The 20,873-nt window shown below is 69.4% G+C and carries 20 protein-coding genes; 4 read left to right on the top strand and 16 right to left on the bottom strand.

Annotation, left to right across the window (positions count from 1 at the left end; all coding sequences use genetic code 11):
• Window positions 1–85 precede the first annotated feature (85 nt).
• The 6 genes from QSK26_RS32940 to QSK26_RS32915 form a co-directional block, all read right to left on the bottom strand.
• A complete protein-coding gene (locus QSK26_RS32940; protein WP_285779222.1) occupies window positions 86–463 on the bottom strand; it encodes a GntR family transcriptional regulator in 378 nt (125 codons plus the stop codon).
• Entirely contained in the window at window positions 460–1,275 is an 816-nt protein-coding gene (locus QSK26_RS32935) for a hypothetical protein (RefSeq protein ID WP_285779221.1), read from the bottom strand. Before QSK26_RS32935 ends, QSK26_RS32940 begins: the two co-directional genes overlap by 4 nt.
• Before the next feature lie 434 nt (window positions 1,276–1,709).
• The gene (locus tag QSK26_RS32930) at window positions 1,710–4,880 is read right to left on the bottom strand and encodes a S8 family serine peptidase (protein WP_285779220.1); all 3,171 of its coding nucleotides are present in this window, start codon (window positions 4,878–4,880) and stop codon (window positions 1,710–1,712) included.
• Window positions 4,881–4,986: 106 nt separating this feature from the next.
• The gene (locus QSK26_RS32925; protein ID WP_285779219.1) at window positions 4,987–5,859 is read right to left on the bottom strand and encodes a hypothetical protein; all 873 of its coding nucleotides are present in this window, start codon (window positions 5,857–5,859) and stop codon (window positions 4,987–4,989) included.
• A gap of 97 nt (window positions 5,860–5,956) precedes the next feature.
• Entirely contained in the window at window positions 5,957–7,015 is a 1,059-nt protein-coding gene (locus QSK26_RS32920) for a CU044_5270 family protein (protein ID WP_285779218.1), read from the bottom strand.
• Window positions 7,015–7,599, bottom strand: coding sequence for an RNA polymerase sigma factor (locus QSK26_RS32915; protein WP_285779217.1), 585 nt, complete (start codon window positions 7,597–7,599; stop codon window positions 7,015–7,017). Before QSK26_RS32915 ends, QSK26_RS32920 begins: the two co-directional genes overlap by 1 nt.
• A 29-nt stretch (window positions 7,600–7,628) precedes the next feature.
• Here QSK26_RS32915 and QSK26_RS32910 point away from each other — a divergent pair, with 29 nt between their 5' ends.
• Complete coding sequence (locus tag QSK26_RS32910) at window positions 7,629–7,931, top strand: DUF1214 domain-containing protein (RefSeq protein ID WP_285779216.1); 303 nt, start codon at window positions 7,629–7,631, stop codon at window positions 7,929–7,931.
• A gap of 143 nt (window positions 7,932–8,074) precedes the next feature.
• On the opposite strand, the gene QSK26_RS32905 is transcribed toward QSK26_RS32910, so the two are convergent.
• From QSK26_RS32905 to merB, 5 genes are all read right to left on the bottom strand, one after another.
• A complete protein-coding gene (locus QSK26_RS32905) occupies window positions 8,075–8,272 on the bottom strand; it encodes a hypothetical protein (protein ID WP_285779215.1) in 198 nt (65 codons plus the stop codon).
• A gap of 104 nt (window positions 8,273–8,376) precedes the next feature.
• Window positions 8,377–9,510 (bottom strand): PLL family lectin, encoded by a 1,134-nt coding sequence (locus QSK26_RS32900; protein ID WP_285779214.1) that lies wholly within the window; start codon window positions 9,508–9,510, stop codon window positions 8,377–8,379.
• Between the two features lie 260 nt (window positions 9,511–9,770).
• Entirely contained in the window at window positions 9,771–10,793 is a 1,023-nt protein-coding gene (locus QSK26_RS32895) for an AraC-like ligand-binding domain-containing protein (RefSeq protein WP_285779213.1), read from the bottom strand.
• 322 nt (window positions 10,794–11,115) lie between these two features.
• Window positions 11,116–11,913 carry an ankyrin repeat domain-containing protein gene (locus tag QSK26_RS32890; protein WP_285779212.1) on the bottom strand — a complete coding sequence of 266 codons (798 nt, stop codon included), beginning with the start codon at window positions 11,911–11,913 and terminating at the stop codon, window positions 11,116–11,118.
• 264 nt (window positions 11,914–12,177) lie between these two features.
• Complete coding sequence (gene merB / locus QSK26_RS32885) at window positions 12,178–12,879, bottom strand: organomercurial lyase (RefSeq protein WP_285779211.1); 702 nt, start codon at window positions 12,877–12,879, stop codon at window positions 12,178–12,180.
• A 57-nt stretch (window positions 12,880–12,936) separates the two neighbouring features.
• On the opposite strand from merB, the gene QSK26_RS41970 reads away from it, so the two are divergent.
• The 3 genes from QSK26_RS41970 (at window position 12,937) to QSK26_RS32875 (ending at window position 14,837) form a co-directional block, all read left to right on the top strand.
• Complete coding sequence (locus tag QSK26_RS41970) at window positions 12,937–13,044, top strand: group II intron maturase-specific domain-containing protein (protein ID WP_352244443.1); 108 nt, start codon at window positions 12,937–12,939, stop codon at window positions 13,042–13,044.
• 63 nt (window positions 13,045–13,107) lie between these two features.
• A complete protein-coding gene (locus tag QSK26_RS32880; protein ID WP_285779210.1) occupies window positions 13,108–13,725 on the top strand; it encodes a cysteine hydrolase family protein in 618 nt (205 codons plus the stop codon).
• Complete coding sequence (locus tag QSK26_RS32875; protein WP_352244437.1) at window positions 13,701–14,837, top strand: MFS transporter; 1,137 nt, start codon at window positions 13,701–13,703, stop codon at window positions 14,835–14,837. The genes QSK26_RS32880 and QSK26_RS32875 overlap by 25 nt, the downstream gene beginning before the upstream one ends.
• Here QSK26_RS32875 and QSK26_RS32870 read toward each other — a convergent pair.
• The 5 genes from QSK26_RS32870 to QSK26_RS32850 form a co-directional block, all read right to left on the bottom strand.
• On the bottom strand, window positions 14,825–15,790 hold the full coding sequence (locus QSK26_RS32870) for a LacI family DNA-binding transcriptional regulator (protein ID WP_285779208.1): 966 nt from the start codon (window positions 15,788–15,790) through the stop codon (window positions 14,825–14,827). The genes QSK26_RS32875 and QSK26_RS32870 overlap by 13 nt on opposite strands.
• 69 nt (window positions 15,791–15,859) lie before the next feature.
• A complete protein-coding gene (locus QSK26_RS32865) occupies window positions 15,860–16,786 on the bottom strand; it encodes a nucleoside hydrolase (protein ID WP_285779207.1) in 927 nt (308 codons plus the stop codon).
• Between the two features lie 66 nt (window positions 16,787–16,852).
• The gene (locus QSK26_RS32860) at window positions 16,853–18,130 is read right to left on the bottom strand and encodes an ABC transporter permease (RefSeq protein WP_285779206.1); all 1,278 of its coding nucleotides are present in this window, start codon (window positions 18,128–18,130) and stop codon (window positions 16,853–16,855) included.
• 5 nt (window positions 18,131–18,135) lie between these two features.
• Entirely contained in the window at window positions 18,136–19,359 is a 1,224-nt protein-coding gene (locus QSK26_RS32855; RefSeq protein WP_285779205.1) for an ABC transporter permease, read from the bottom strand.
• On the bottom strand, window positions 19,356–20,870 hold the full coding sequence (locus QSK26_RS32850; RefSeq protein ID WP_285779204.1) for an ABC transporter ATP-binding protein: 1,515 nt from the start codon (window positions 20,868–20,870) through the stop codon (window positions 19,356–19,358). The genes QSK26_RS32855 and QSK26_RS32850 overlap by 4 nt, the downstream gene beginning before the upstream one ends.
• Between the last annotated feature and the right edge of the window lie 3 nt (window positions 20,871–20,873).

Raw genomic sequence — 20,873 nt, 5'->3', positions numbered from 1 at the left:
CTCGGAGTGGTCGTTGGGGGCGTACCGGTTCCAGGTTCCGCCGGCGTCGCGCGGCCGGCGACGTGACCCCGCGGCCGGGTCGCGGTCATGACGAGGCCGGTGCTGCCGCGCCGGACGTCAGAGCCGCCTGTACGATGCGGATCGCCTCGGCCGTGTCGATGCCGACGCTGGCGATCACGGCCGCGTAGTCGGCGGCGGCCCGGCGGGCCAGCTCCCGGCCCTCCTCGCCGCCGGCCGACACGAACGAGCCCGCCCGCCCGCGCGTCTCGATCAGCCCCGCCTCCTCCAGCTCCCGGTAGGCCCGTCCGACCGTGTTGACGGCCAGGCCGAGGTCGGCCGCGAGGTGGCGGATGGTCGGCAGCCGGGCACCCACGGCCAGCGTGCGTTCCTGGATCTGCCGGGCGAGCTGGGACCGCAGCTGCTCGAACGGCGGCACCGGCGAGGCCGCATCGATGACGATCATCGGACGCTCATGACCCGCCGGGCCACCGTCGCGCTCGACGGCGTCTTGGCATGGAGCGCGACGGTCGTGCCCACGCCCAGGAGCAGGTAGGCGACCGCGGCGGCGCTCCACCAGCCGGGCGCGGTGCCGAACAGCAGCACCATGGGCAGCGACCACTGCACGCTCGGCGTGGTGAGGTCGCGGGCGTCCTCGACGCGCATGATGACGTCGGCGGTGAGGGACTCCTCGTCCTGCGCCACGACCGGGTGCCTGAGCAGGTGGCGCAGTTGCACGGCGGTGATGGCTGTCGCGCCGAGCAGGCCGATCAGCAGGACGACGGCCAGCTGCCGCACGATGGGGTCGGGAACGGCCAGGGCGCTCCCGGCCAGCACCATCGCACCGGCGAACGTGGCGACCGCGAAGATGGCGTACGGCCGGCCGAGTACGGCCCGCCAGCCGGGCTGGATCAGGTGGGCGGCCCTGCGGGACAGGGTCGCGCCCGCCCGCTGGTCGACGCGTCGTACCCACCGGTCGAGCAGCGACTGTGCCAGCAGCAGCCCGGCGACCAGCGCGGTCAGGGCCAGCAGCGCCAGGGGGCGATGCGGCTGGAAGTCGCCGAAGGCGGAAGTGGCGGCGAGCGCGCTCGCGATGATCAGCACGGTCAGGAGGATCTGAGCGGCGAGGCGGGCGCGTCTGCGGGCCGCCGGCCGGCTGGCCAGCAGCGGGGTCGGGCGGGCGCTGGCCAGGTCGTGCCGGCTCAGCCACTCTCCAGCCAGTCGCAGATCGGCCGCACGCGCCGGCGGGCCGGCGTCCGGTAACGGTTCACGGGCCATAGCACCTCCTTTGTCGCAAGCTTTGTAGCAGCACGGTGCGTCATGCCTTGCGACAAAGTCAACGCCTCGTGGGCTCTCTTCGCCCCGGCGGCGCGAGCCCCGCCTCAGCGGCGGCCGCCGCCGCTGGACCATCAAGTGGACGGCGGCCGGCCCCCTCCCCGGACGCCTCCCAGGCCCCGAGCCAGAACGGTCAGGGCGTGCCGCGGCTCCGGCTCCCCCAGGACAGATCCGCCGGCGCGGCCACGCTCGTACCGGGTAGTAGCACCGGGTCGACATCGGAACGGTGGATCGGCCTGGGGATGCGGAGGGCCGTCCTGGCCGACCCCGACTGGGCCACCCTGCTCAAACCCGGGAGTTGGATGCCGGCGAAGCAGGGCGGCTTCACCACGGCGAATGAGGTACGCGCCTTTGGAGAAACCGCCCTGTGGGGGGGGTTATCCGACCGCGTAGGCGCGGTGGATGGTCTGGCTGACGCTGTTGCCCGCGGTATCGGTCGACGTGGCGCGCAAGGACACGAAGTCCGCCGTGCGCGGGTTGGTCAGCTGCGCCGTCCAGCCCGAGCCCTCGGCCCTGACCCGGATGTCGCGCCAGGTTGTTCCGTCATCGACGGACATCTGCAGGTGGATGGACTTCGTGGCCGCCGCGGGAGCGCCGGGATTGCGTTCGATCCAGATCGGCAGCCGGGTGGACGATCCGGGTTTGGCGCGGTTGTACTCGTTCAGTCCCTCCGGGGCGAAGCGGACCGCCGCCAGCGCGAGCGCTTCCCGCCTGGCGGTGCTCGCCGAGCGGAACGTCCATGTCGATTCCACCTTCGTGGACAGCGTGGAGTGCGGTACCTGCCGGCTGGCCGTTGCGCTGAGCGTGTAGGTGGCGGGCTCCGCCGGGAGGCCGGCGGTCAACCGGCAGGAATCGATCTCCCACGGCCCGCACCTGGTGTAGTCGATCGTGGAGACGACCTGATCACCCTTGGCGAGACTGACCGTGCCAGTGGCCGCGCCGTCCATGCCGACCCGGCCGGGCACGCTCTCGGAGAACAGCCGGGCGCCGTCGAACGTCACGGTGTTCCCCTCCCGCCAGGCGCCCAAGGTGGCGAAGGACGGGCCGCTCACCGCGACGCCCCACGTCTGCCGATCGCCGCCGCCGATGGGTCCCGTGGCCCCCGTGACCATGGATTCACCGACGCGCAGAGCGCTGGACCACTTCTGCCCTCGCGTCCGGTATTCCGTCAGCTTGCCCGGCAGCGGCACATCGTTCGTGGGGGTCAGGAATCCGTCAGAGACGCCGTCGATTGCAGTCGCCACGAAGTAGGTGCCCATCGCGGCCGTTCCGGCGCCGCGGAAGGTCGTGGTCACCTTGTCGAGATCCTGCACCCTGGCCGTGTACGTGGGGTCTTCGGGGATGCCGTCATGACGTTCGTCCACCAGGTCGTAGCGGACGGGGGTGGGAGAGGCGTCCCTGTGGTGGAAGTGCATCCTGGTGACGTACTTCAGGCCGGGCTGCTTGGAGGCGAGCACGAAGTACACCGCGCTGGGGTCGGGCCTGCCTCCAGCCCAGCCGAGGTACCACGAACCGTTGATCACCCACATTTCGGTCCACCCGCTGGTGGCAGCCGTGGGCTCATCCAGGGTGAACCTGATCGGTTTGGCCTTGCGCGTGTCCAGGACGATCTCCGTGCCCTGTTCGCCGACCTCTACCGGCAGATGCGTGGTCGTGATGCGCATACCTTCGTAGATGTCCACGTACAGGCTCCACTCGCCTGAGGGGAGCCTGTAGGTTTCCGGCGCGCCGCGAAGGATCATCCGAAGACTCTCGCCCCTGCCGTTGTAGAACTCCCCGATCGCGTCGGCGGGCCGGCCGTCGGTGCCCAGCGCGCTGATCTTCACGTCGTAGGCCTCCGGTTCCACGTACGCGGTGGCGACGGTACGGACGAGCAGGTCACCCGATCGGGCCGTGATGGTGCCCGGGTGATCACCGGGCTCCTTGCCGGTCCCATCGATCGTCACGGTCACCGATGCTGTGCCCTTGGCGGGCACCTCGACCCGCTGTGCCGAGGTGCGCAGCACGTCACCGTCCACGGCGATGTCCAGCGTGACCGGAGAGTCACCGGCGTTGGTGTAGGTGATCTCCTTGGTCGCCTGCCGCTCGCCGGATCCGCCCCAGCGGAAGACCGTGCCGACGTTCGCGGGACTGGCGTACACCTGCTGCCCAACCGCCCGGGCGACGTCGACGCGCCCGGCGCCCTGGTCGAAGTGCGTGGCGTCGGCCTGCGGCGCGGCGCTGCCGATGAGCGCGGCCTTGAGCTGCTCGCCGCTCCAGTCCGGGTGCCGCTGGGCGAGGATCGCCGCCGCGCCCGCGACGTGCGGCGCCGCCATGGAAGTGCCGCTGTGGGCGGCGTACGGGCCGTCCGCCGTTCCCTGCGAGGCCGCCGCCATGATGTCGGCGCCGGGAGCGGTCACGTCGGGCTTGATCGCGTGATCGCCTGTTCTCGGGCCGCGGCTGGAGAATTCGGCCATCCGGCCGGACTTGTCGACCGCGCCGACCGTAAGTGCCGCCTCGGCGCTGCCCGGGCTGCTGACCGAGCCGGGTACGCCGTCGTTGCCCGCCGCTATGACGAACAGCGCGCCCGTGCGTGCCGACAGAGTGTTGACGGCGTGCTCGAGCGGATCGATGCCGGGCGTGTCCGGACCGCCGATGCTCATATTGATGATCTTCGCTTTGACCTCGGCGGAGGCCCATTCCATGCCCGCCAAGAGCGCCGATTCGATGGCGTACTCTCCGCCGACCTTGCCAAGCGCGATCTTCGCCCCCGGCGCGACGCCCCGATACTTCTCCCCGGCTCCCGCCACGATGGAGGCGACATGGGTGCCATGTCCAACGTTGTCAGTGATATCGGTTTCGTCGGAGAAGTTCCGTGACTGTGTGACCACGTCTTTAAGATCGGGGTGGGTGGCGTCGTAACCGGAGTCCAGCACGGCGACCGTGACACCGGCTCCGGTCAGCCCCTGTTGCCACGCCTGCGGGGCCCCGATCTGCTTGACACTCTGGTCAAGGGCGATGGGCCGCTTGCCGTCCAGCCAGATCTTCGACCTGTCCGCGGCCAACGATCGGGCGCCCCCGACCAGGCTCCGCCAGGTCTGGCCCGCCGTCGCCTTGGAGACGCTCATGCCGGCCAGCCCCAGCCCGGCGAACTCCTTCCCCTGCCGCGCTCCGCTGAGCGCCTGCGCCGCCTTCCCCTCGGCGGACTGCACGATCAGCGGTATCTCCGCCTTGTAGGCGTCGCCGTACCGCCAGGTGAGCAACTGCGTGACGTCGAACAACCGCTCATCCAGCAGACCCTCGGCCAGCAGCCGTTTGGCATCCTCGGGAATGACGCGCAGGTGGCCCTGACGGCGCTGGACGTCGAAGCGATGTTCCCTGCCCGGCCCGGGCTCGATCCGGTGACCGTTCGCTGTGACGGTCACCCGGTCACCGGTCAGCAGCGTCACCGAGCCCGACACGCCGGTCACGGGAGCTACCGGCTCGGCCGCCTGCGCGGCGCTCGAAGTGCCGCTTGCGATGACAGATACCGCCACGATCATGGCGAAGGTCGCGTGGCTTGATTTCATCTGCTCTCTCATGGTCGATGTGCGGTGAGTTGACATCACTTCTCGACGCCGCGTGGCGGGAGGGTGATACGGGGGCGGGGCAATGGCCAGATCAGAGGGTGGCCGGTCAGGCGAACCTGCGGTAGATCCGGGACGGGATCGCCTGGGCCGCGCCCTCCCGGCCGAACTCCTGATAGACCCGCGACGTGATCTCCATGGCCTTGGGAGAGTAGGCGGCATAGAAGCCCTTACCGCACTCCAGGTCCTTCAGCGCCGCCTTGATCTCCTTGTCCAAGTACGGCCTGGCCTGCGCGGGCTTCAGGTTCGGCCGGAAGATGACGGTCCTGCCCTTGGGCCGCTCGCCCTGCCACGCCTTCTTGGCGACGTCCGAAGCCTGCCGCACGATCTTCGTGTGGCTCAGACCGTCCAGCGCGGTCGGCTCGGTCCGGCTGACGTCCAGGCACGCGGCGAACTGCTTGCCCAGCTGGACGAGCTGCGTGTCCCGGTCGAGGACGCTCAACGACTTCCGCACCGCCGCTTCGAGCTGGTCGGAGTAGTCCTCCTGGGAGGTGACGGTCTTGCCCAGCACCTCCTTGACCGCCTGGGAGAAGCAGGACTCATCGGTGGCGCGCCACTTCTTCAGCTGGCCGGCCGAGAGCGACATCAGCATCTTGTTGTTCGGGTTCTCCTGCTGGACGGGGTTGACGACGCTGTCCTTGGGATAAACGTTCGGCGCCCAGACGCCGAAGCCGTACTTGGCCCGGTACGCCCGCAGCGCCTCCAGGTCACCCGCGAGCCGCTCCCGCTCCCCGGACTGCCACGTGTACCGAGGCTCCGGCGAGGCTATGTAGTCCAGGCCCTTCTCCGTCATGCAGGCGACGCGCCTGACCTCCAGCCGCGTCTGCTTCTCGTGCGCGGCGGCGTCCCCCGACGGCGGTGAGGTGAGGCCGCCGAATGAGCCGGCGAGCAGGGTGGCCGCGACCGCCTTGGCGATGAACATGAATGTTCTCCTTCTTCCTTGAGGGCATGCCGGATCGATCGAGGGCATGCGAAACAGAGCTCACGGCCGGAAAGGCCGGATCAGGTGGGGAAAAGTCTCAGCAGGGGATCTTCATGCGGGACGCCTTCGGCGACACCTCAGGCAAGCTGGGGGCGAGATCGACGGCGAGCACGGCGGTGCCGTTCACCGTGCCCTTCTTCTCGGTGTACTCGCCGCCGGAGGACACTTTCACCTTGCGGTCCCTGGTGTTCACCGTGCGCTCGCCCAGGTAGCGGTAGGTCTTCCGATCGAAGATCAGCTCGGACCGGGTGCCGTCGCCCTCGTCCATGGCGACGGCCAGGCCGGGGCGGCCGGCGACGTCCACGGCGTCGTGGACGAGCCCGATGCCGTCCAGCCCCGCGGCGGCCTGGTACAGCGCGGCGCTCAAGCTGGGCCGTACCACGGACTCGCGGACCAGGTGCTGGAGGGAGCGCCAGATGCGCAGCGGCTCCTCGCCCGTGTCGGCCACGATCTTCGCGCGTACCTCGGCGGGGTCCGTCGGCCAGGTGCCTAGCCGCGCGAACGCCGGCTGGCCGGGACAGGCTCCCGGCTCGGACACGATGTCCTCGACGCCGTGGTCCCAGTACTTCCGGGGCGCCGGTCCCGTGGCCGACAGGTTCTGGCTGCGGCTCAGCCAGGGCTTGCCCGCGTCGGCGGCCTCCCAGCGCTCCTCGCTGACCAGCACCTTGGTGTAGAGCATCCGGCCCGACTCGCCCTTGGTGTACAAGCTGTGCTGGGCCAGCATCTTGGTGTGCACGTACTGACCGCGGGCCGGAACCGTGTCGGGGCGGCCGGCGGCGGCCCGTGCGGCCAGGGTGAGCAGGGCCTGAGCGTCGGCCGGAGGGGCGGCGATCAGATATCCGGGGGTACGCGGGTCGGAGCCACCCAGGCTCACCTGGGTGACGATGATGCCGCCGGTGAGCATCACCGCCATGGCGCCGACCAGGGCGACGCGCCGGATCGGCGGCGCGGCCGACCACCTGCGGCGCGGACGGCGCGACCGTGACGCCTGTGCCTCGCGGGTCAAACGGAGGAAGCGGTCACGCCCCTTCGCCGCCGCCTCCGGCGTGGGCTCGGGCTCCGTGAACACGGCCTCGATCAGCTTCAGCTCGTCCATCACCACTCTCCGATCGGGTTGACGTCGCCCAGCGCCTTGCGCAGCTTCTTGCGCGCCCTGTTGATCCGGGACCCGACGGTCCCCACCGGTATGTCCAGGGCCGTGGCGATCTCCTCATAGCCCAGCCCACCGAACACCAGCAGGAACACCACGTCGCGATCACCTTTCGCCAGCCCCTTCAGCCCTCGGACGAGCTCCGGCCGGCTGGCCTGCGCCGCGAGCCGCGAGGTTAGCCCGTCCTCGTGTCCGTCGGCGGATTCCTCGGCCGCGACCTTGCTCAGCGCGTTCAGGCGGCGGCCCTCTCTGCGGCGGTGCCGGGCCACGACGTTCGTGGCGATCCCGAATAACCACGACCGTACGGTGCCCCGCCGTGGGTCGAAGCCGCTCCTGCCGTTGAACGCGAGCAGGAAGGCGTCCGCGACCAGATCCTCGGCCTGCTCGCTGCCGAGCCGGGCGGCCAGATAACGGTAGACCTCGGTGAAGTACCGGTCGTACAGGAGGGCGAACAATTCGGGATCGTCCAGCGACCGCTCGACCACAGTGACGTCCTCCAGCACGTCCTTGGCGTCAGGTGGTGCAGTCATGGCGTCCTTCCGAAGGCAACTGTCTCCCAGTGTTCGCCGCTCAACAGGTTTTCTTCACGCCGATTTCCGGCGCGGCCGTCGAAGGCCGGCATCTTCGTCAACGCCCCGGACGAGACCGCCTTCGTCCCCCCATCAACCGCTACTCGCCGGGCACCAAGAACAAGGACCTGCGCCTGAGACCCGACGGCTCCCTCACCCTGCACGTCCACGCGACCCGGCCCAGCGCGTCCGACGCCAACTGGCCACCCGCCCCCGCCGGCGAACCGTTCTCCCTGCACCTGCGCGCCTACTGGCCAGAGGACACCATCCTCGCTCCTTTTCCCCGCCGCTGATGTGCCGGCCGACGCTGATGGCGGCACCGCCCGCCGCGGAGAGAGCGGCCATGGTCTCCTTGGTCGTGCACTCGTGATCACCGAAGACGGCGGTCCACGGGCCACCGTCGCCGATGAGTACCAGGCGCCAGTCCGGTCCCATGTCACCCAGAGGCGCAGCGGGTCCCGTCGCGTTCACCGGGGTCAGCGACGCGGGATCCGCTTGCAGCCGGCGTGCGGTTTTCCGGCACATCGATGCCCCGGCACCAGACCGCATGGAACTCCTGCAACGGCTTCACCGAGTCCGCCTCGTAGCCCAGGAGCAGATCGTAAACGGCCGTACGCCGGTTCATCGTGTTCACGACCTTGTGTGGAGAAGGGGCGGCCCCGCCCGATGTTCTCGGGCGGGGCCGGTCGGCCAGTTCTGTCCGTCGTTTTCGGGAACCGGCCATGGCACAATCTGCGGTCAGCCGGCCTCAAGGTGGGACCAGTTGGACCAGCCGGAGTTCGGTGCCACCTGGTAGATGTGGTGGATCTCGCTTCGCCCGTCCACTATGTGCTGCTGGAAGATCTCCAACCGGCCGTCGGGGTTCGAGGCGATGGCCGGCCGGTTCATCGCGGCGAGCACGCTGCCGACGTTGGACCAGCCGCTCCACCTGCCGTTGGTCTGGTAGTTGTGGACGACCGCCCGGCCTTCGACCGCGACGATCTCGAGGCGGCCGTCGGCGTTGCGGCCGACGATGGGGAAGCCTGCGCCCTCGCCGACGGTTCCCCAGCCGCTCCAGCCGCCGTTGGGCGAGGTCTGCCAGATGTGACGCAGGGTCCCGTCGGTGGAGTTCGCGAAGACCTCCAGCCGGCCGTCGGCGTTGCGGCCGACGGCGGGCCCCTCGTTCGCGCCCGTCACCAGGTCGCCGCCCATGCTGTACCAGCCGCTCCAGCCGCTCGTACCGTTGACGGCAAGCTGGAAGTTCCGGGAGAGGCGGCCGTTGGTCCCGATGACGAACAGTTCGAGCCGGCCGTCGGCGTTCACGCCCACGACGGGCCAGGTCTCGGCATGCAGGCTCCCGCCGAGGTTGGCCCAGCCGCTCCAGCCGCCGCCGGGGTTCTGCCATCGGTGCACCAACTGGCCGTCTCGGACGGCGAACACCTCCAACCGTCCGTCCTTGTTGCCGGCGACGGCCACGTTGGCCCAGCCGAAACCGCTGCCCAGGCTTTCCCAGTTGCTCCAGCCGCCCCCGGGATTCTGCCAGATATGGTAAAGGTGGCCGTTGTCGGCGACCGCGAACACTTCCAGCCGGCCGTCCTTGTTACGCGCCACAGCCGGACGCTTCGGCCCGAAGGCTCCCGCCCCCGACGGCATTCGGAGATTGTCCCATTCGCTCCAGCCGCCGCCGGGATTCTGCCAGATGTGCCAGATCACGCCCACGTCGCTGGTGACGAACGCCTCAAGACGTCCGTCACTGTTGACACCGACGGCGGCGCCGGTCTTCACAATGGGCCGATAGGCCGCCTGCGCCGGGCTCGACAAAACGGTGGTCCCGGCAAGGGCGACGCAGATCGCCACCAGAACCATCGCGGTTCTGCGTATTACTCTCCTCATTCGCTCTCCCTGTCTCAGAGTGGCCCGTCTACCTTTCCCGCAGGGTTCTCCCGACGCGCATGCGCCTGCGAAAGAAGGTGCTCCACCCGTGGAGAACGCCCGTACCGGCCAGATCGCCGGCCGTGCCCCCGTTCCCCGATCTGTGAGCCCTTTTCCGAACGATTTGCTCGCTCGACCCCGTGGAATCCGATCTCGTTCGAATGAACGATCGCATACCCGGATCCCCGGCTCCTTGCGCATACGCGCACGGCCATTGCCGATCAGCGCACGAGTGCCGCTTCCCTGGATTCCTGCAGGTGACGCCGGTAAGCGGCCGGGGGAACGCCGTGAACCGCGCGGAAGGCACGGTTGAAATGGGCGTCGTTCGTGAAGCCCCATCGAGCGGCGATCGCCCGGACGGAGCGGCCGTCCTCGCCGGGATCGGCCAAATCGCGCCGGCAGCGTTCGAGCCGGCGCCGCCGGATCCAGCTCGCCACGCTCAGCCCCTGCTGTTCGAACAGCTTCTGCAGATGCCTGATGGAGACGTGGTGAGCCGCGGCGATCATCTCCGAAGTGAGGTCCACGTCCGCCAACCGCTGCTCGATGAACGCCTTCACCCTTAGCAGCAGGACGCCGCGCGGGTCGTTGAGCAGGGCGTCCGGAGCGGTGCCGCCCTCGCGGCTCAGCAGGGCAGTGACAAGGTCGAGGATGGACGTGGACACCCGGATCGCCTCGACCGGCGAGAACTGGTCATACTGCTGCATCGCCTGGCGAAGCATGCCGCGAAGCAGCGCGGCGACGCCTTTTCTCCCGGAAAGCCGCACGGCCAGCAGCCGTTCGACCGACGACGCGGGAAGCGGCAGGAGATCACGCGAGAACTGCAGGATGAAACCGTCGGACGGCACCTTAGGAGGTCGCTTCGACATCTCCGCCGTGTCGTCGGCCATGGACGAAGCGTGAAAAGGGCGGGACGTGTCGTACAACACCAGATCCGTCGACCTCAAAGTCGCCTCACGGTATTCCTGCCGCACTCTGGACCGGCCGCGCAGGATCAGCGACAACTGGTACTGCCCCGTATCGGACTGGCGGATCCGCCGTTGGGTGCGACGGGCGTCGAACGATGAGGTCCGCACCCGGGACAACTGCGTCGTGCCGAGGTCGAGAGTGCGCATCTCGGCCCAGAAGCTCGTGGAGTTGACACTGGAGGCGTCCACCGACACCACCGACTGCGCCACGGTCTCCCACCAGAAGTCGAATCGCTTACCCACAGGAATATCGTCAAGTTTGATCAAGGTGTAGGACATGAAGGTCACCTGCCCGATGTGCGATAGGCAGCCGACGCGGAATCCGCGCGTCGGCCTCGATGGGTTCGTCTGCCATACTTTGGCAGTCGCCCACAGGGGCTGAACAGAATCCCCGCGTGCACATCTCGCGACAGAGCGTCAACCGCACGCGCGGACGTGACGTATCTCGAAAGCGGCGACTCGAAGCGGGTCGTCAAAGCCGGCCTCCGGTCTTTTCCTCACCGTCTCATGCGCCCATCCGCCGCATACAGGTCCGCGCCTCTGCCGAGACCCGCGCGCCTCGCCCGCCGTACGGCCTCGGGCACGGCTTGGCCGTACAGCCTCAGCGATCTCCTTCGGGCAGCCGCAACCACAGATCCGGCGGGCCGGCGACGGCCCGCGCGTCGGGCAGTCGCAGTCCCGCCGCGGCGCAGCAGTAGGGCACGGCCTCGCCCTGGTAGAGGTACTCGACGAGAATCTCCTCGGCCGGCAGGTGCCCACCGGGGGCGCCGCCGCCGGGAGATGTGTCCGAGTCCTCCATCACTCCATCCCGGCTCACGGCCCCCTGGCCGCCGCTCTTGGGATTGGCGAACACGCTGTAGCAGACCGCCTCCACCGACAGCGGCAGCATCACCTCGGGGGTGGAGGGGGCGTATCCCCATGGCTGGATGACGACGCAGCCGCCGGGAACGTCGGTGACGCCGACGATCCCCAGATTGCCGTCGGGGTCGGCCCACGGATCAGCCAGGACCGCCTCGACGTCGGCGCCGTCGGCCGGCCGGGCCGCCAGCCGCCGGGCGGCCTCGGCCGCCGTGACACCCGCCACGCACGCCACACCCATGTAGTCTTCGCCGGCCTCCTCCAGCGCGGCGATCAGCCGTCGCGCCTCCGCGACCGTCGCGGCCTCGGCGGAGGTCAGGCCGGGGTGCCCCGCCGGGATCGGGAACAGGTCAGGCGCCGGACCGGCGAGGGCGAGCCGCCCAGGAGACCAGCCGGCCATCATCGGCCGCCACGGGTCCGCTCCGGCGGCGGCCAGGACGCGGGCGTTGTCCGGGCGGTGGGCGCAGACAGCCACCCACAGGGCGGTCCGGTCGTCGAACTCCGCGTCGACGTCGTCCACACGGCGGGCCAACTCGGCCACCACCTCGAGACTTGATCCGACGCCTTTCGCGCGCTGCCACGATGCCCTGCTCCACTACGGCTCGTTTCAGGCGTGCCGTCGGGTGGGTGGCGGTCATCCGCTCCGAAGTGGTCGCTTATCCACCGAAAGCTACGCCGTTCGAGGTCGCCCCTTGCTGGTACGTCTTCCGGCGGATGGAGGAGGTGGCCGCGGAATACTCCGGCTGCCGTTCCTTGGTCGGCCCGCCGTCGGAAGTTGTGTCGTAGTGGCCTCAGAGCTGTGGGTTCAGTCGGAGAGCCCCCAGAAGGCTCCGTGCAGTCCGACCTCGGTGAAGTAGGACGCGGCTGAGACGGGGTCGCGGCGGATGTATCCCCGTTCCATACGGCCTGCGTACCAGCCGCGGGCCAGGCGCCACAGGGTGGCCAGATCCATGACGTAGCCGCGTTTGTGTCCCGTGTCGTGCAGCCAGGCGTCGACGCAGTCGATTGAGCAGAAGAGGCGTTGGTTGGCGCAGGTGTGGACGACGTCGTCCCAGATGCGGTGAGCGGGGGTGAGGAAATGGGCCACCTGTTCGCCTTCCGGTGGGGCTGCCCGGCCCACGACCCATGCGTGCGGGGTGTCGCAGGCCGGGCAGCGTGTGGCGACCAGAACGTCCTGCTCCGTGGCCACGAGGTGGGGGATGGCGAAGGAGTCCCAGGCGCAGCCGCCCCACCACAGCGTGCTCGTTCCCATGACGGAGAAGCCGAGTGGGATCGAGGCGAACGGATGGGCCATCACGATCCGGTCGCGGTTGTGGCTGTCGAGCACCAGATCATGGCGCGCGTGCAGGGTTTCCAGTGCCTGGCGTGCTTCGCCCGCAGTGGCATCAAGTGCGCGGGCCAAGTCCTGCGGGGTAGGGGCATCGCCGGTGCGGGCGAAGTGCGAGTAGACCGCGAGTCGGACCGATTCCGTACGGGCTGTCTGTGACGGGTCGACAGAACCGCTCATCTTCCCTGCTCCTCCGATAGGTCCTGGTGAGTGTACGCGGAGTACGAACCGCACGACATGCTGATCAGTAAGCTCAATCCGATCATCAGGGGCTGGGCGACGTACTACCGGATCGGGGTCTCCGAGCGGGCGTTCAACGCAATCGGACACATCCGCCCCCGTTGACAAGGCCCTGGGCCGACGGTACCGTCCCACTGTCTCTCATCTAATCGATTAGAAAGACGGCTCATGACCCGACCCCGTGCCGAAGCTCTTCTGGTCGTCGACGTGCAGCACTACTTCGCCCGGCCCGAGTTTCTGAGGAGTCACGGCGTCTCGATGGAAGCCGTGGCTCGCGTTCAGGCGGCCGTCGGGCAGATCGCCGGGCTCGTGGACGACGCGCGATCGATGGATGTCCCGATCTACTGGATCCAGAACACGACTCGGCCCGATTCACCTTGGGAGGCGAACAGGAAGCTGCGTGGTTCGCCTGCCGCGTTCGGTTTCGACGCGTGCGTGGAAGGCACCGAGCTCGCCGAGTTCTACGGGGTCCAGCCGTTCGGGGAAGAGACCGTGGTCCGCAAGGAAAAGTACAGCGCGTTCATCGACACGCCGCTCGAGTCCATGCTGCGACAGGCCGGAGCCGATCGGGTCACCGTGACAGGGCTCACCACCGAGTGCTGTGTCGCGTCCACGGCGAACGACGCCTTCCAGCGTGGGTGGGACGTTCAGGTGCCCGCCGACTGCTGTGCGTCCTACCAGGAGGACATGCACCACGCGGCGCTGGCCACGATCGCGCTGAACATCGGCGACGTGACGGTTCGGGAACAGGTGGCCGCCGGGTGGTGCCGGGCCGGCGGCGCGTGAGGTTCGTCGTCGTCGTTCTCGGTATCACGGCCGCCGGGATGAGCACCTTCCTCCCGGAGGGGCTGGCCGACGCGGTGGCACGGGATCTCGGCACGGACGTCGACCGGATCCACATCGCCACCGTTGTCTACTCGGTCGCGTACGCGGTCTGCGTGCCGTTCACACCGGTCCTCGGCCACAGGCTCTCGTGGCGCGGCGTCATCTCGATCGGCGCGGCACTGGTCGTCGTGGCCGGCGTGCTCGGCGCGCTGGCATCGACCCACGGCGCTTTCGTCGCCTCCCGGGCGATCGCCGCCGTCGGCGCGGCGACGCTCGTCCCGGTCCTCCTCTCCGCGGCCGGAGCCGCACGACGATCGGGCACGGCGACGGGGGTCGCATTCGCCGTCCTGGCGGGGGCGACCTCATTCACGCCCGACATGGCCAGGGCATTCGTCAACCGAATCCCCTGGCAACTGCTCCTGATGGCGCCTGCCCTGATCAGCGTCGCCGCCGTGCTCGTGGCGTTCGCGGTGCGCGGCGCGACGACGGATCGGGCACACCGGCCGGAGCCGGCCCGATATCTCGGCACTCTGGCGACCTGCGGATTCTGGCTCCTACTCACAGCGATCTCGATGGCATCGGCCTACACGGTGTTCGGCCGATCGGACGAGCTCGCGACCGACGTCGGGTCGGACGTGGCCGGGCCGGCTGTCTTCGGAGCCGGAGGCGTCGCGGCCACCCTGCTGGTCGGCCTTGTGCTCCAGAACCGGAACCCGGAACGCCTGCTTGTCGGGACGCTCACGGTGCTGTGCCTGGTGTTCCTGGGATTCGTCGCCCTGACGCACGTCGAGGTGGGCTGGGCGGCGAGCGCCGGTTTGCTCTTCGGTGTGTGGGGTGCGGCCACCTGGTCGATCAGCCCCGTCATCCAGCAGTCGCTGCTGCGTGCCGCGGGGTTGGATGGCGCGATCGCGGTCGGCCTCAACGCCTCTGCGCTCTACATCGGGATCGGTGCCGGGACGATGCTCGGCGCGCTAAGCCCGACGATCACGGTTGGGCTGTTGCTCGCCGTCCTGCTGTCGGCTCTCGCCGCGCTGACCGTCCTCATCCGGTCGCGGATCGTTCAGCTCCCGTAGTCACAGCCGCAGCTCGCACGGATGGTCAAGGTCCCGAGCGGCTCGCGATCGTCGGGATGTCCGGTCAGCAGACCGACCGCCCGGGCGGCCATCGACTCCACCGGCTGCCGCACGACCGTCAACGGCGGAGAGGTGAACGCCGTCTCCGCGGAGCCGTCGAGGCTGATGACGGCGAGGTCGTCCGGGATCCGCACCCCCAGTTGGTAGGCGGCGGACAGGATCCCGAGTGCCTGGACGTCGGAGGCGACCACCAGCGACCTCGCCAGTGTGCCCAGCCGGTGCTGTCGCCGGAACTCGGCGGACGCTTCCTCGCTGCTGTAGCCGGACCGGTAGAGCGATCCGCCGCCGCCGGTGAGCGCGGCCCATTCGCGGGTCCGCTCGCCGGTGGGGCCGACGTCGTCGGGGCCTCCCCAGAATGCCGGCGTACCGTGACCGTGGCCTCGGAGGTGCCCTACCGCCTCTTGGACGCTGTGCGTATTGTCGCTCTCGACAAGCAGGCCCTCGACCCCTTCGGGTTTGTGGTGGACGTAGACGACCGGGACGTCGATTTCGACAGAAAGCTCCTGGTCTGGCCAGAATGCCGTGATCAGTAGCCCGTCGATCTGGGCGGAGAGCAGCGCTTCGATGGCCTGGCGCTCGGATCGGCCGGCCACCGCGGCGTGGCTCACGAGCGCGAACCGGTCGGTGTCGCCGAGGGCCCGCACGATCGCCCGAGTGAGCTCGCCGAAGTAGGGAATGGTCGCGTCGGGTGTCAGAACCCCGACGAGCCCCGTCCGGCCGGAACGCAGGGCTCGCGCGATCCGGTGCTGCCGATAACCGAGCTCTGAGGCTGCGGTGAGCACGCGCTCCTTGGTGGCGGGCGCGACGTTGCGCGGCCCGTCGTTCAGCACATAGCTCACCACGGCGGTCGACGTGCCCGCCCGCTTGGCGATGTCGGCGTACGTGACCACCATGGTCGACATTCTACTGCCGCGTGGGGCGGCGCCGGTCGAAGGACCTGACCGGCGCCGCCCCGGGCCGCGTCAGAGGGTCAGGGCGGCCCGCAGCGTGTCGAGGAAGACCTGGCCGTCGACACGCGTCACGACGCGGGTGTTCACCGGTCGCGGAGGGGTGCGACGGTCGGCGTAGGTGTGCCCACGGGTCGTCGCGTCGGTCGCCACCTGAAGGTGGAGGTCCTCGGCGTCGACGATCAGGCCGGGATCGATGGCGATCGCCATGGCGATGGGGTCGGGGAGGTCATAGCCGGCCAACCCGGTCTCCTCGACCGCGAACACGTGCACGTCGCGGTTGATGTCGGCGGCGAACCGCCCGAGTTTCCCGAGGTCGCGCAGGCGACGATCCTCATCCGGATCGATCACCGCGTACTTGCGGGAGATGTCCCAGCCGACCATGGTCTTCTCACCCGGCGCCCGGAGCACGATCTGCGCCGCCTCGGGGTCGGCCCAGGCGTTGTACTCGCCGATCGCGGACACGTTGCCGTTGCCGTCGCTGGTGCCCAGCATCATGTAGGTGTGTTCGAACCTCGTGAGGAACTCGGGGTCGATCGTGATGGCGGCCGCGATGTTCGTCAGCGGTCCCAGCGTCACGAGCGTATGCCGCCCGGGCTCGTCACGGGCGATGTCGAGAAGCGCGAGCACGGCGTGGCCGTCCTGCGTCGCCATCCGCGGCTCGGGCAGCGGCGTTCCGCTCATCCCGTCGGAGCCGTGCACGTTCTGCGCGGTCCCGAGATCGCGGATGAGCGGAGCGGGGCATCCCGCCCACACCGGCACGTCGGACGCTCCCACCAGTTCGAGGGTGGCCTTCGCGTTACGGACGCCCTGCACGAGGGGCACGTTCCCGGCGACGACCGTTACGGCGCGGATCTCCGATCGTGGATCGCGCGCGGCCATCAACAGGGCGACGGCGTCGTCGGACGCGGTGTCGGTGTCGATGACGAGACTCTGCGGCACGGGTGATCTTCTCCTTGTTTCGGTGAACTCGGGGTTTCTGTGAACTCGGCACTTGGTGGAGGACTCTCAGGACTTGAGGTAAGGCTTTCCGGCCGCCGCGGGCGCGCGGGACCGCCCGGCCAGGCCGGCGACCGCGAACACCGTGACGGCGTAGGGCAGCATGAGCATGAACTCGCTCGGCACGGGGGAGCCGATGATGCCCAGCATGCTCTGCAGGTTCGTGGCGAATCCGAACAGCAGCGCCGCGAACGCGGCCCGGATCGGATGCCATCGGCCGAAGATGACGGCCGCGAGGGCGATGAAGCCCATGCCGTTCGTCATCTCCTTGTTGAACGCGCCGACGGAGTCAAGTGTGAAGTAGGCGCCGCCGACGCCGGCGACCGCGCCGGCCAGGGCGACGTTCCGGAACCGGGTGCGGTTGACGTCGATGCCGACCGTGTCGGCCGCGGCCGGGTACTCGCCGACCGCACGGACCCGCAGACCCCAGCGGGTCTTGAACAGGCCGAACCACACCGCGAACACCGCGATGTACATGAGGTACACGATGATCGTCTGCCGGAAGACCACCGGCCCGATGATCGGGATGGCCGACAGCCCGGGAATCGGCAGCACGGGGAAACGGTCGGGCGCGTTGAACAGTTCGACGTCGGACTTCAGCACTTTCGCGTACAGGAAGCCCGTCAGCCCGATCACGAGCACGTTCAACACGACGCCGACGATGACCTGGTCGACGATGTACCGGATCGCGAAAACGGCAAGCACGAGAGCGACGAGGATGCCGGCGGCCATCGCCGCGACGAGCCCGAGGACGGGTTGACGGGTGACCGACCCGACGACGGCGGCCGAGAACGCACCGAGCAGCAGTTGGCCCTCGATCGCGACGTTCACGACGCCCGCGCGTTCGCCGATGACCCCGCCGAGGGCGCCGAAGATCAGCGGGGTGCCGAGCGCGAGGCTGCCGATCAGCAGCCCGGGGACGGGGACGGTCCGTCCCGCCGACGCCCAGGTCAGGAACGCGACGAGGAACACGACCGCGAACCCCGCGATGAGCCAGATCGGCACCCGCCGGGCGGCGCCGAACAGCACGTACACGTGGGCCGCGACCGCGAGCCCGGCGAGCACGAGGGCGAGCGCGGTGACGGTGCCGCCCGTGGGGACCGCCAGCGGGGGCAGCGCGACGAGGTCGCCTCGCGTCGCGAGGCCGAAGGTGCTCGTTCCGGTACGGGGGACCGCGAAGCCGAGTACGAGGGCGATGACGGCGAACGTGTCGAGCACGATCGGCGCCTTCCGGTCGCGGCTCACGGCCTTTCGGGCGCCGACGGTCTTCGTCGCGGTGTCGCTCACGCCGCTCACCTGTTCACCGCCTTCGGGGCGCGGTGCGGCAGGGTGGTGGCGGCCGGGGCGGGCAGCCGGAACACGGCGCGTACGAGGGGCGGCGCCGCGATCAGCAGGACGATCACGGACTGCACGACGAGGACGAGGTCGATCGGGACCGCCTGGGCCGCCTGCATCGCGTACCCGCCCGTCTTGAGCGCGCCGAACATGAGGCCGCTGGCGAAGACGCCCCACGGACGCGAGCGTCCGAGCAGGGCGATCGTGATGGCGTCGAAGCCGATGCCCGCGTCGATCCCCGAACCGAAGCCCGTGGTCGTCGTGCCGAGCACCTGCGAAGCACCGGCGAGGCCGATGAGCCCGCCGGACATCATCATCGCGACCAGGTACACGCGCTTCACATCGATCCCGGCGACCCGGGCCGCATTCGGGTTCTCGCCGACCACCCGGAACCGGAAGCCCACGCCGGAACGGTTCAGCACCCACCAGATGAGGATCGTGGCCGCGACCACCAGGATGAACCCGGCGTGCAGGCGGAAGGAACCTACGCCGAGCAGATCCGACAGCGTCGGCATCACCGCCGTGTCGAGCGCCGCCGGCGACTTCGGATTGGCCGAGCCGGGCGCCTGCAGCGCCCCGGGAGTCCGCAGCAGGAACGACACCAGGTAGAAGGCGACGTAGTTGAGCATGATCGTGACGATCACCTCGTGCGCGCCGGTCCGGGCCTTGAGCACACCCGCGAGGCCGCCCCAGAGCGCGCCGCCGACCATCGCGCCGAGCACGCAGACGAGCATGTGCAGCAGGTGCGGCATCGGGAACGACCAGCTGATCCAGCCGGCGACGGCGGCCGCGATGAGCATCTGCCCTCGGCCTCCGATGTTGAACATGCCGGCCCGGAACGCGACAGAGACACCGAGACCGGCCGCGATGAGCGGGGTCGCGACGGTGAGCGTCTCGGTGAGCGGCTTGATCTGGTTCGCCCAGCCCGCGCGCGTCCCGTTGAAGACGGCCCCCTGGAACAGCGCCGAGCATGCGCCGCCGATGGCGTCGCCGACCGCCCGGACGGTGTCGGCGGGACGCGCGAACAGGTATCCGGATGCCGCCTGCACCTCGGGATCGGTGAACACGACGAGGATGCTGCCGACCAGCAGGGCGAGCCCGATCGCGAGGACGGAGACGACGGCGTTGCCGCCGAGGATCTCCCTGAGGACCCGATGGGAGCGGAGTGTGTCCTGTCTCACGTCGCCACCGCCTGGGGTGTGACGCCGGCCATCATGGCGCCGAGCACGTCGCGTGGGGTGTCACCGGGCACGACGCCGACGATCCCCCCGCGGTACATCACGGCGATGCGGTCGGCGAGCGCGACGACCTCGTCGAGCTCGGTCGACACGACGATCACGGGCACCCCCGCGTCGCGGGTCCGAACGATCCGCTTGTGGATGAACTCGATCGAGCCGACGTCGACGCCGCGGGTGGGCTGGGCGGCGACGAACAGCCGCAGCTCGCGATTCAGCTCCCGGGCGAGCACGACCTTCTGCTGATTGCCGCCGGACAGGCGGCCGACGTGGGTGTCGATCCCCTGCGCGCGGATGTCGAATTCGCTGATCGCGGCACGGGCGAACATCTCGATCGCGTCGAGCTGAAGCGCGCCCGCCCGGACGAACGGAGCGCCGTTCGTGCGGTCGAGCATGAGGTTCTCGGCGATGGTGAACTCGGCGACGAAGCCGTCCACCGTGCGGTCCTCCGGCACGAACCCGACGCCCGCGTCGAGGATCTGCCGCGGCGTGCGACCGACAAGCTCGACTCCGTCGAGCGTGATCGAGCCCTCGACTCGCGGCTGCAGCCCGAGGATCGACTCCGTCAGCTCGGTCTGGCCGTTGCCCTGCACACCCGCGATCGCGAGAATCTCCCCGCGCCGGACCACCAGGTCGACGTGTGACACGACGTACTGGCCGCGCGCGTCGATCACGGACAGGTCGCGCAGGGCGAGCGCGGCATCCCCGAGCCTGGCCGGCGCCTTCTGCACGGTCAGCTCGACCGCGCGGCCCACCATCATCGACGCGAGCTCGGCGTCGCCGGCCGTGGGCGGGGCCTCGCCGACCACCTTGCCGAGACGCACCACCGTGATGCGGTCGGCGACCTCGCGCACCTCACGCAGCTTGTGGGTGATGAACACGATCGCGGTGCCGCGCTCCCTGAGCCGGCGCATGACCGCCATCAGCTCGTCGATCTCCGGGGGCGTGAGCACGGCGGTGGGCTCGTCGAAGACCAGTATCCGGGCGTCACGGGAGAGGGCCTTGACGATCTCGACGCGCTGCTGCACGCCGACCGGGAGATCCCCCACGACCGCGTCGGGGTCGATGTCGAATCCGAAGCGCTCCGAGATCTCCCGAACGCGGCCCCGGGCGGCGTCGAGGTCGAGAACGCCACCGCCACGTGTGGGCTCGTCGCCGAGCATCATGTTCTCGGCGACTGTGAACACGGGGATGAGCATGAAGTGCTGGTGCACCATACCGATCCCGGCGTTCATCGCATCGCCGGGGCCGGCGAACCGTTGTGCCACGCCGTCCAGGAGGATCTCGCCCTCATCGGCCTGGTGCAGGCCGTACAGCACGTTCATGAGGGTGGACTTGCCCGCGCCGTTCTCGCCGAGAAGGCAGTGGATCTCGCCAGACCTGATCACCAGGTCGATGTGGTCATTCGCGGTCAGGCTGCCGAACCGCTTGGTGATGCCGCGGAGCTCGAGTTTCATGAG

Source organism: Microtetraspora sp. NBRC 13810 (assembly GCF_030268685.1).
Classification (GTDB): domain Bacteria; phylum Actinomycetota; class Actinomycetes; order Streptosporangiales; family Streptosporangiaceae; genus BSRQ01.
The sequence above is the reverse complement of the archived record's forward strand: the minus strand, read 5'-3'. Positions and strand labels throughout refer to the sequence as shown.

What these genes read in the sequence shown, in the direction of transcription:
- QSK26_RS32940 (WP_285779222.1), bottom strand. Translation starts at nt 463, where the DNA reads ATGATCGTCATCGATGCGGCCTCGCCGGTGCCGCCGTTCGAGCAGCTG.
- QSK26_RS32935 (WP_285779221.1), bottom strand. Translation starts at nt 1,275, where the DNA reads ATGGCCCGTGAACCGTTACCGGACGCCGGCCCGCCGGCGCGTGCGGCC.
- QSK26_RS32930 (WP_285779220.1), bottom strand. Translation starts at nt 4,880, where the DNA reads ATGAAATCAAGCCACGCGACCTTCGCCATGATCGTGGCGGTATCTGTC.
- QSK26_RS32925 (WP_285779219.1), bottom strand. Translation starts at nt 5,859, where the DNA reads ATGTTCATCGCCAAGGCGGTCGCGGCCACCCTGCTCGCCGGCTCATTC.
- QSK26_RS32920 (WP_285779218.1), bottom strand. Translation starts at nt 7,015, where the DNA reads ATGGACGAGCTGAAGCTGATCGAGGCCGTGTTCACGGAGCCCGAGCCC.
- QSK26_RS32915 (WP_285779217.1), bottom strand. Translation starts at nt 7,599, where the DNA reads ATGACTGCACCACCTGACGCCAAGGACGTGCTGGAGGACGTCACTGTG.
- QSK26_RS32900 (WP_285779214.1), bottom strand. Translation starts at nt 9,510, where the DNA reads ATGAGGAGAGTAATACGCAGAACCGCGATGGTTCTGGTGGCGATCTGC.
- QSK26_RS32895 (WP_285779213.1), bottom strand. Translation starts at nt 10,793, where the DNA reads ATGTCCTACACCTTGATCAAACTTGACGATATTCCTGTGGGTAAGCGA.
- merB (WP_285779211.1), bottom strand. Translation starts at nt 12,879, where the DNA reads ATGAGCGGTTCTGTCGACCCGTCACAGACAGCCCGTACGGAATCGGTC.
- QSK26_RS41970 (WP_352244443.1), top strand. Translation starts at nt 12,937, where the DNA reads ATGCTGATCAGTAAGCTCAATCCGATCATCAGGGGCTGGGCGACGTAC.
- QSK26_RS32880 (WP_285779210.1), top strand. Translation starts at nt 13,108, where the DNA reads ATGACCCGACCCCGTGCCGAAGCTCTTCTGGTCGTCGACGTGCAGCAC.
- QSK26_RS32870 (WP_285779208.1), bottom strand. Translation starts at nt 15,790, where the DNA reads ATGGTGGTCACGTACGCCGACATCGCCAAGCGGGCGGGCACGTCGACC.
- QSK26_RS32850 (WP_285779204.1), bottom strand. Translation starts at nt 20,870, where the DNA reads ATGAAACTCGAGCTCCGCGGCATCACCAAGCGGTTCGGCAGCCTGACC.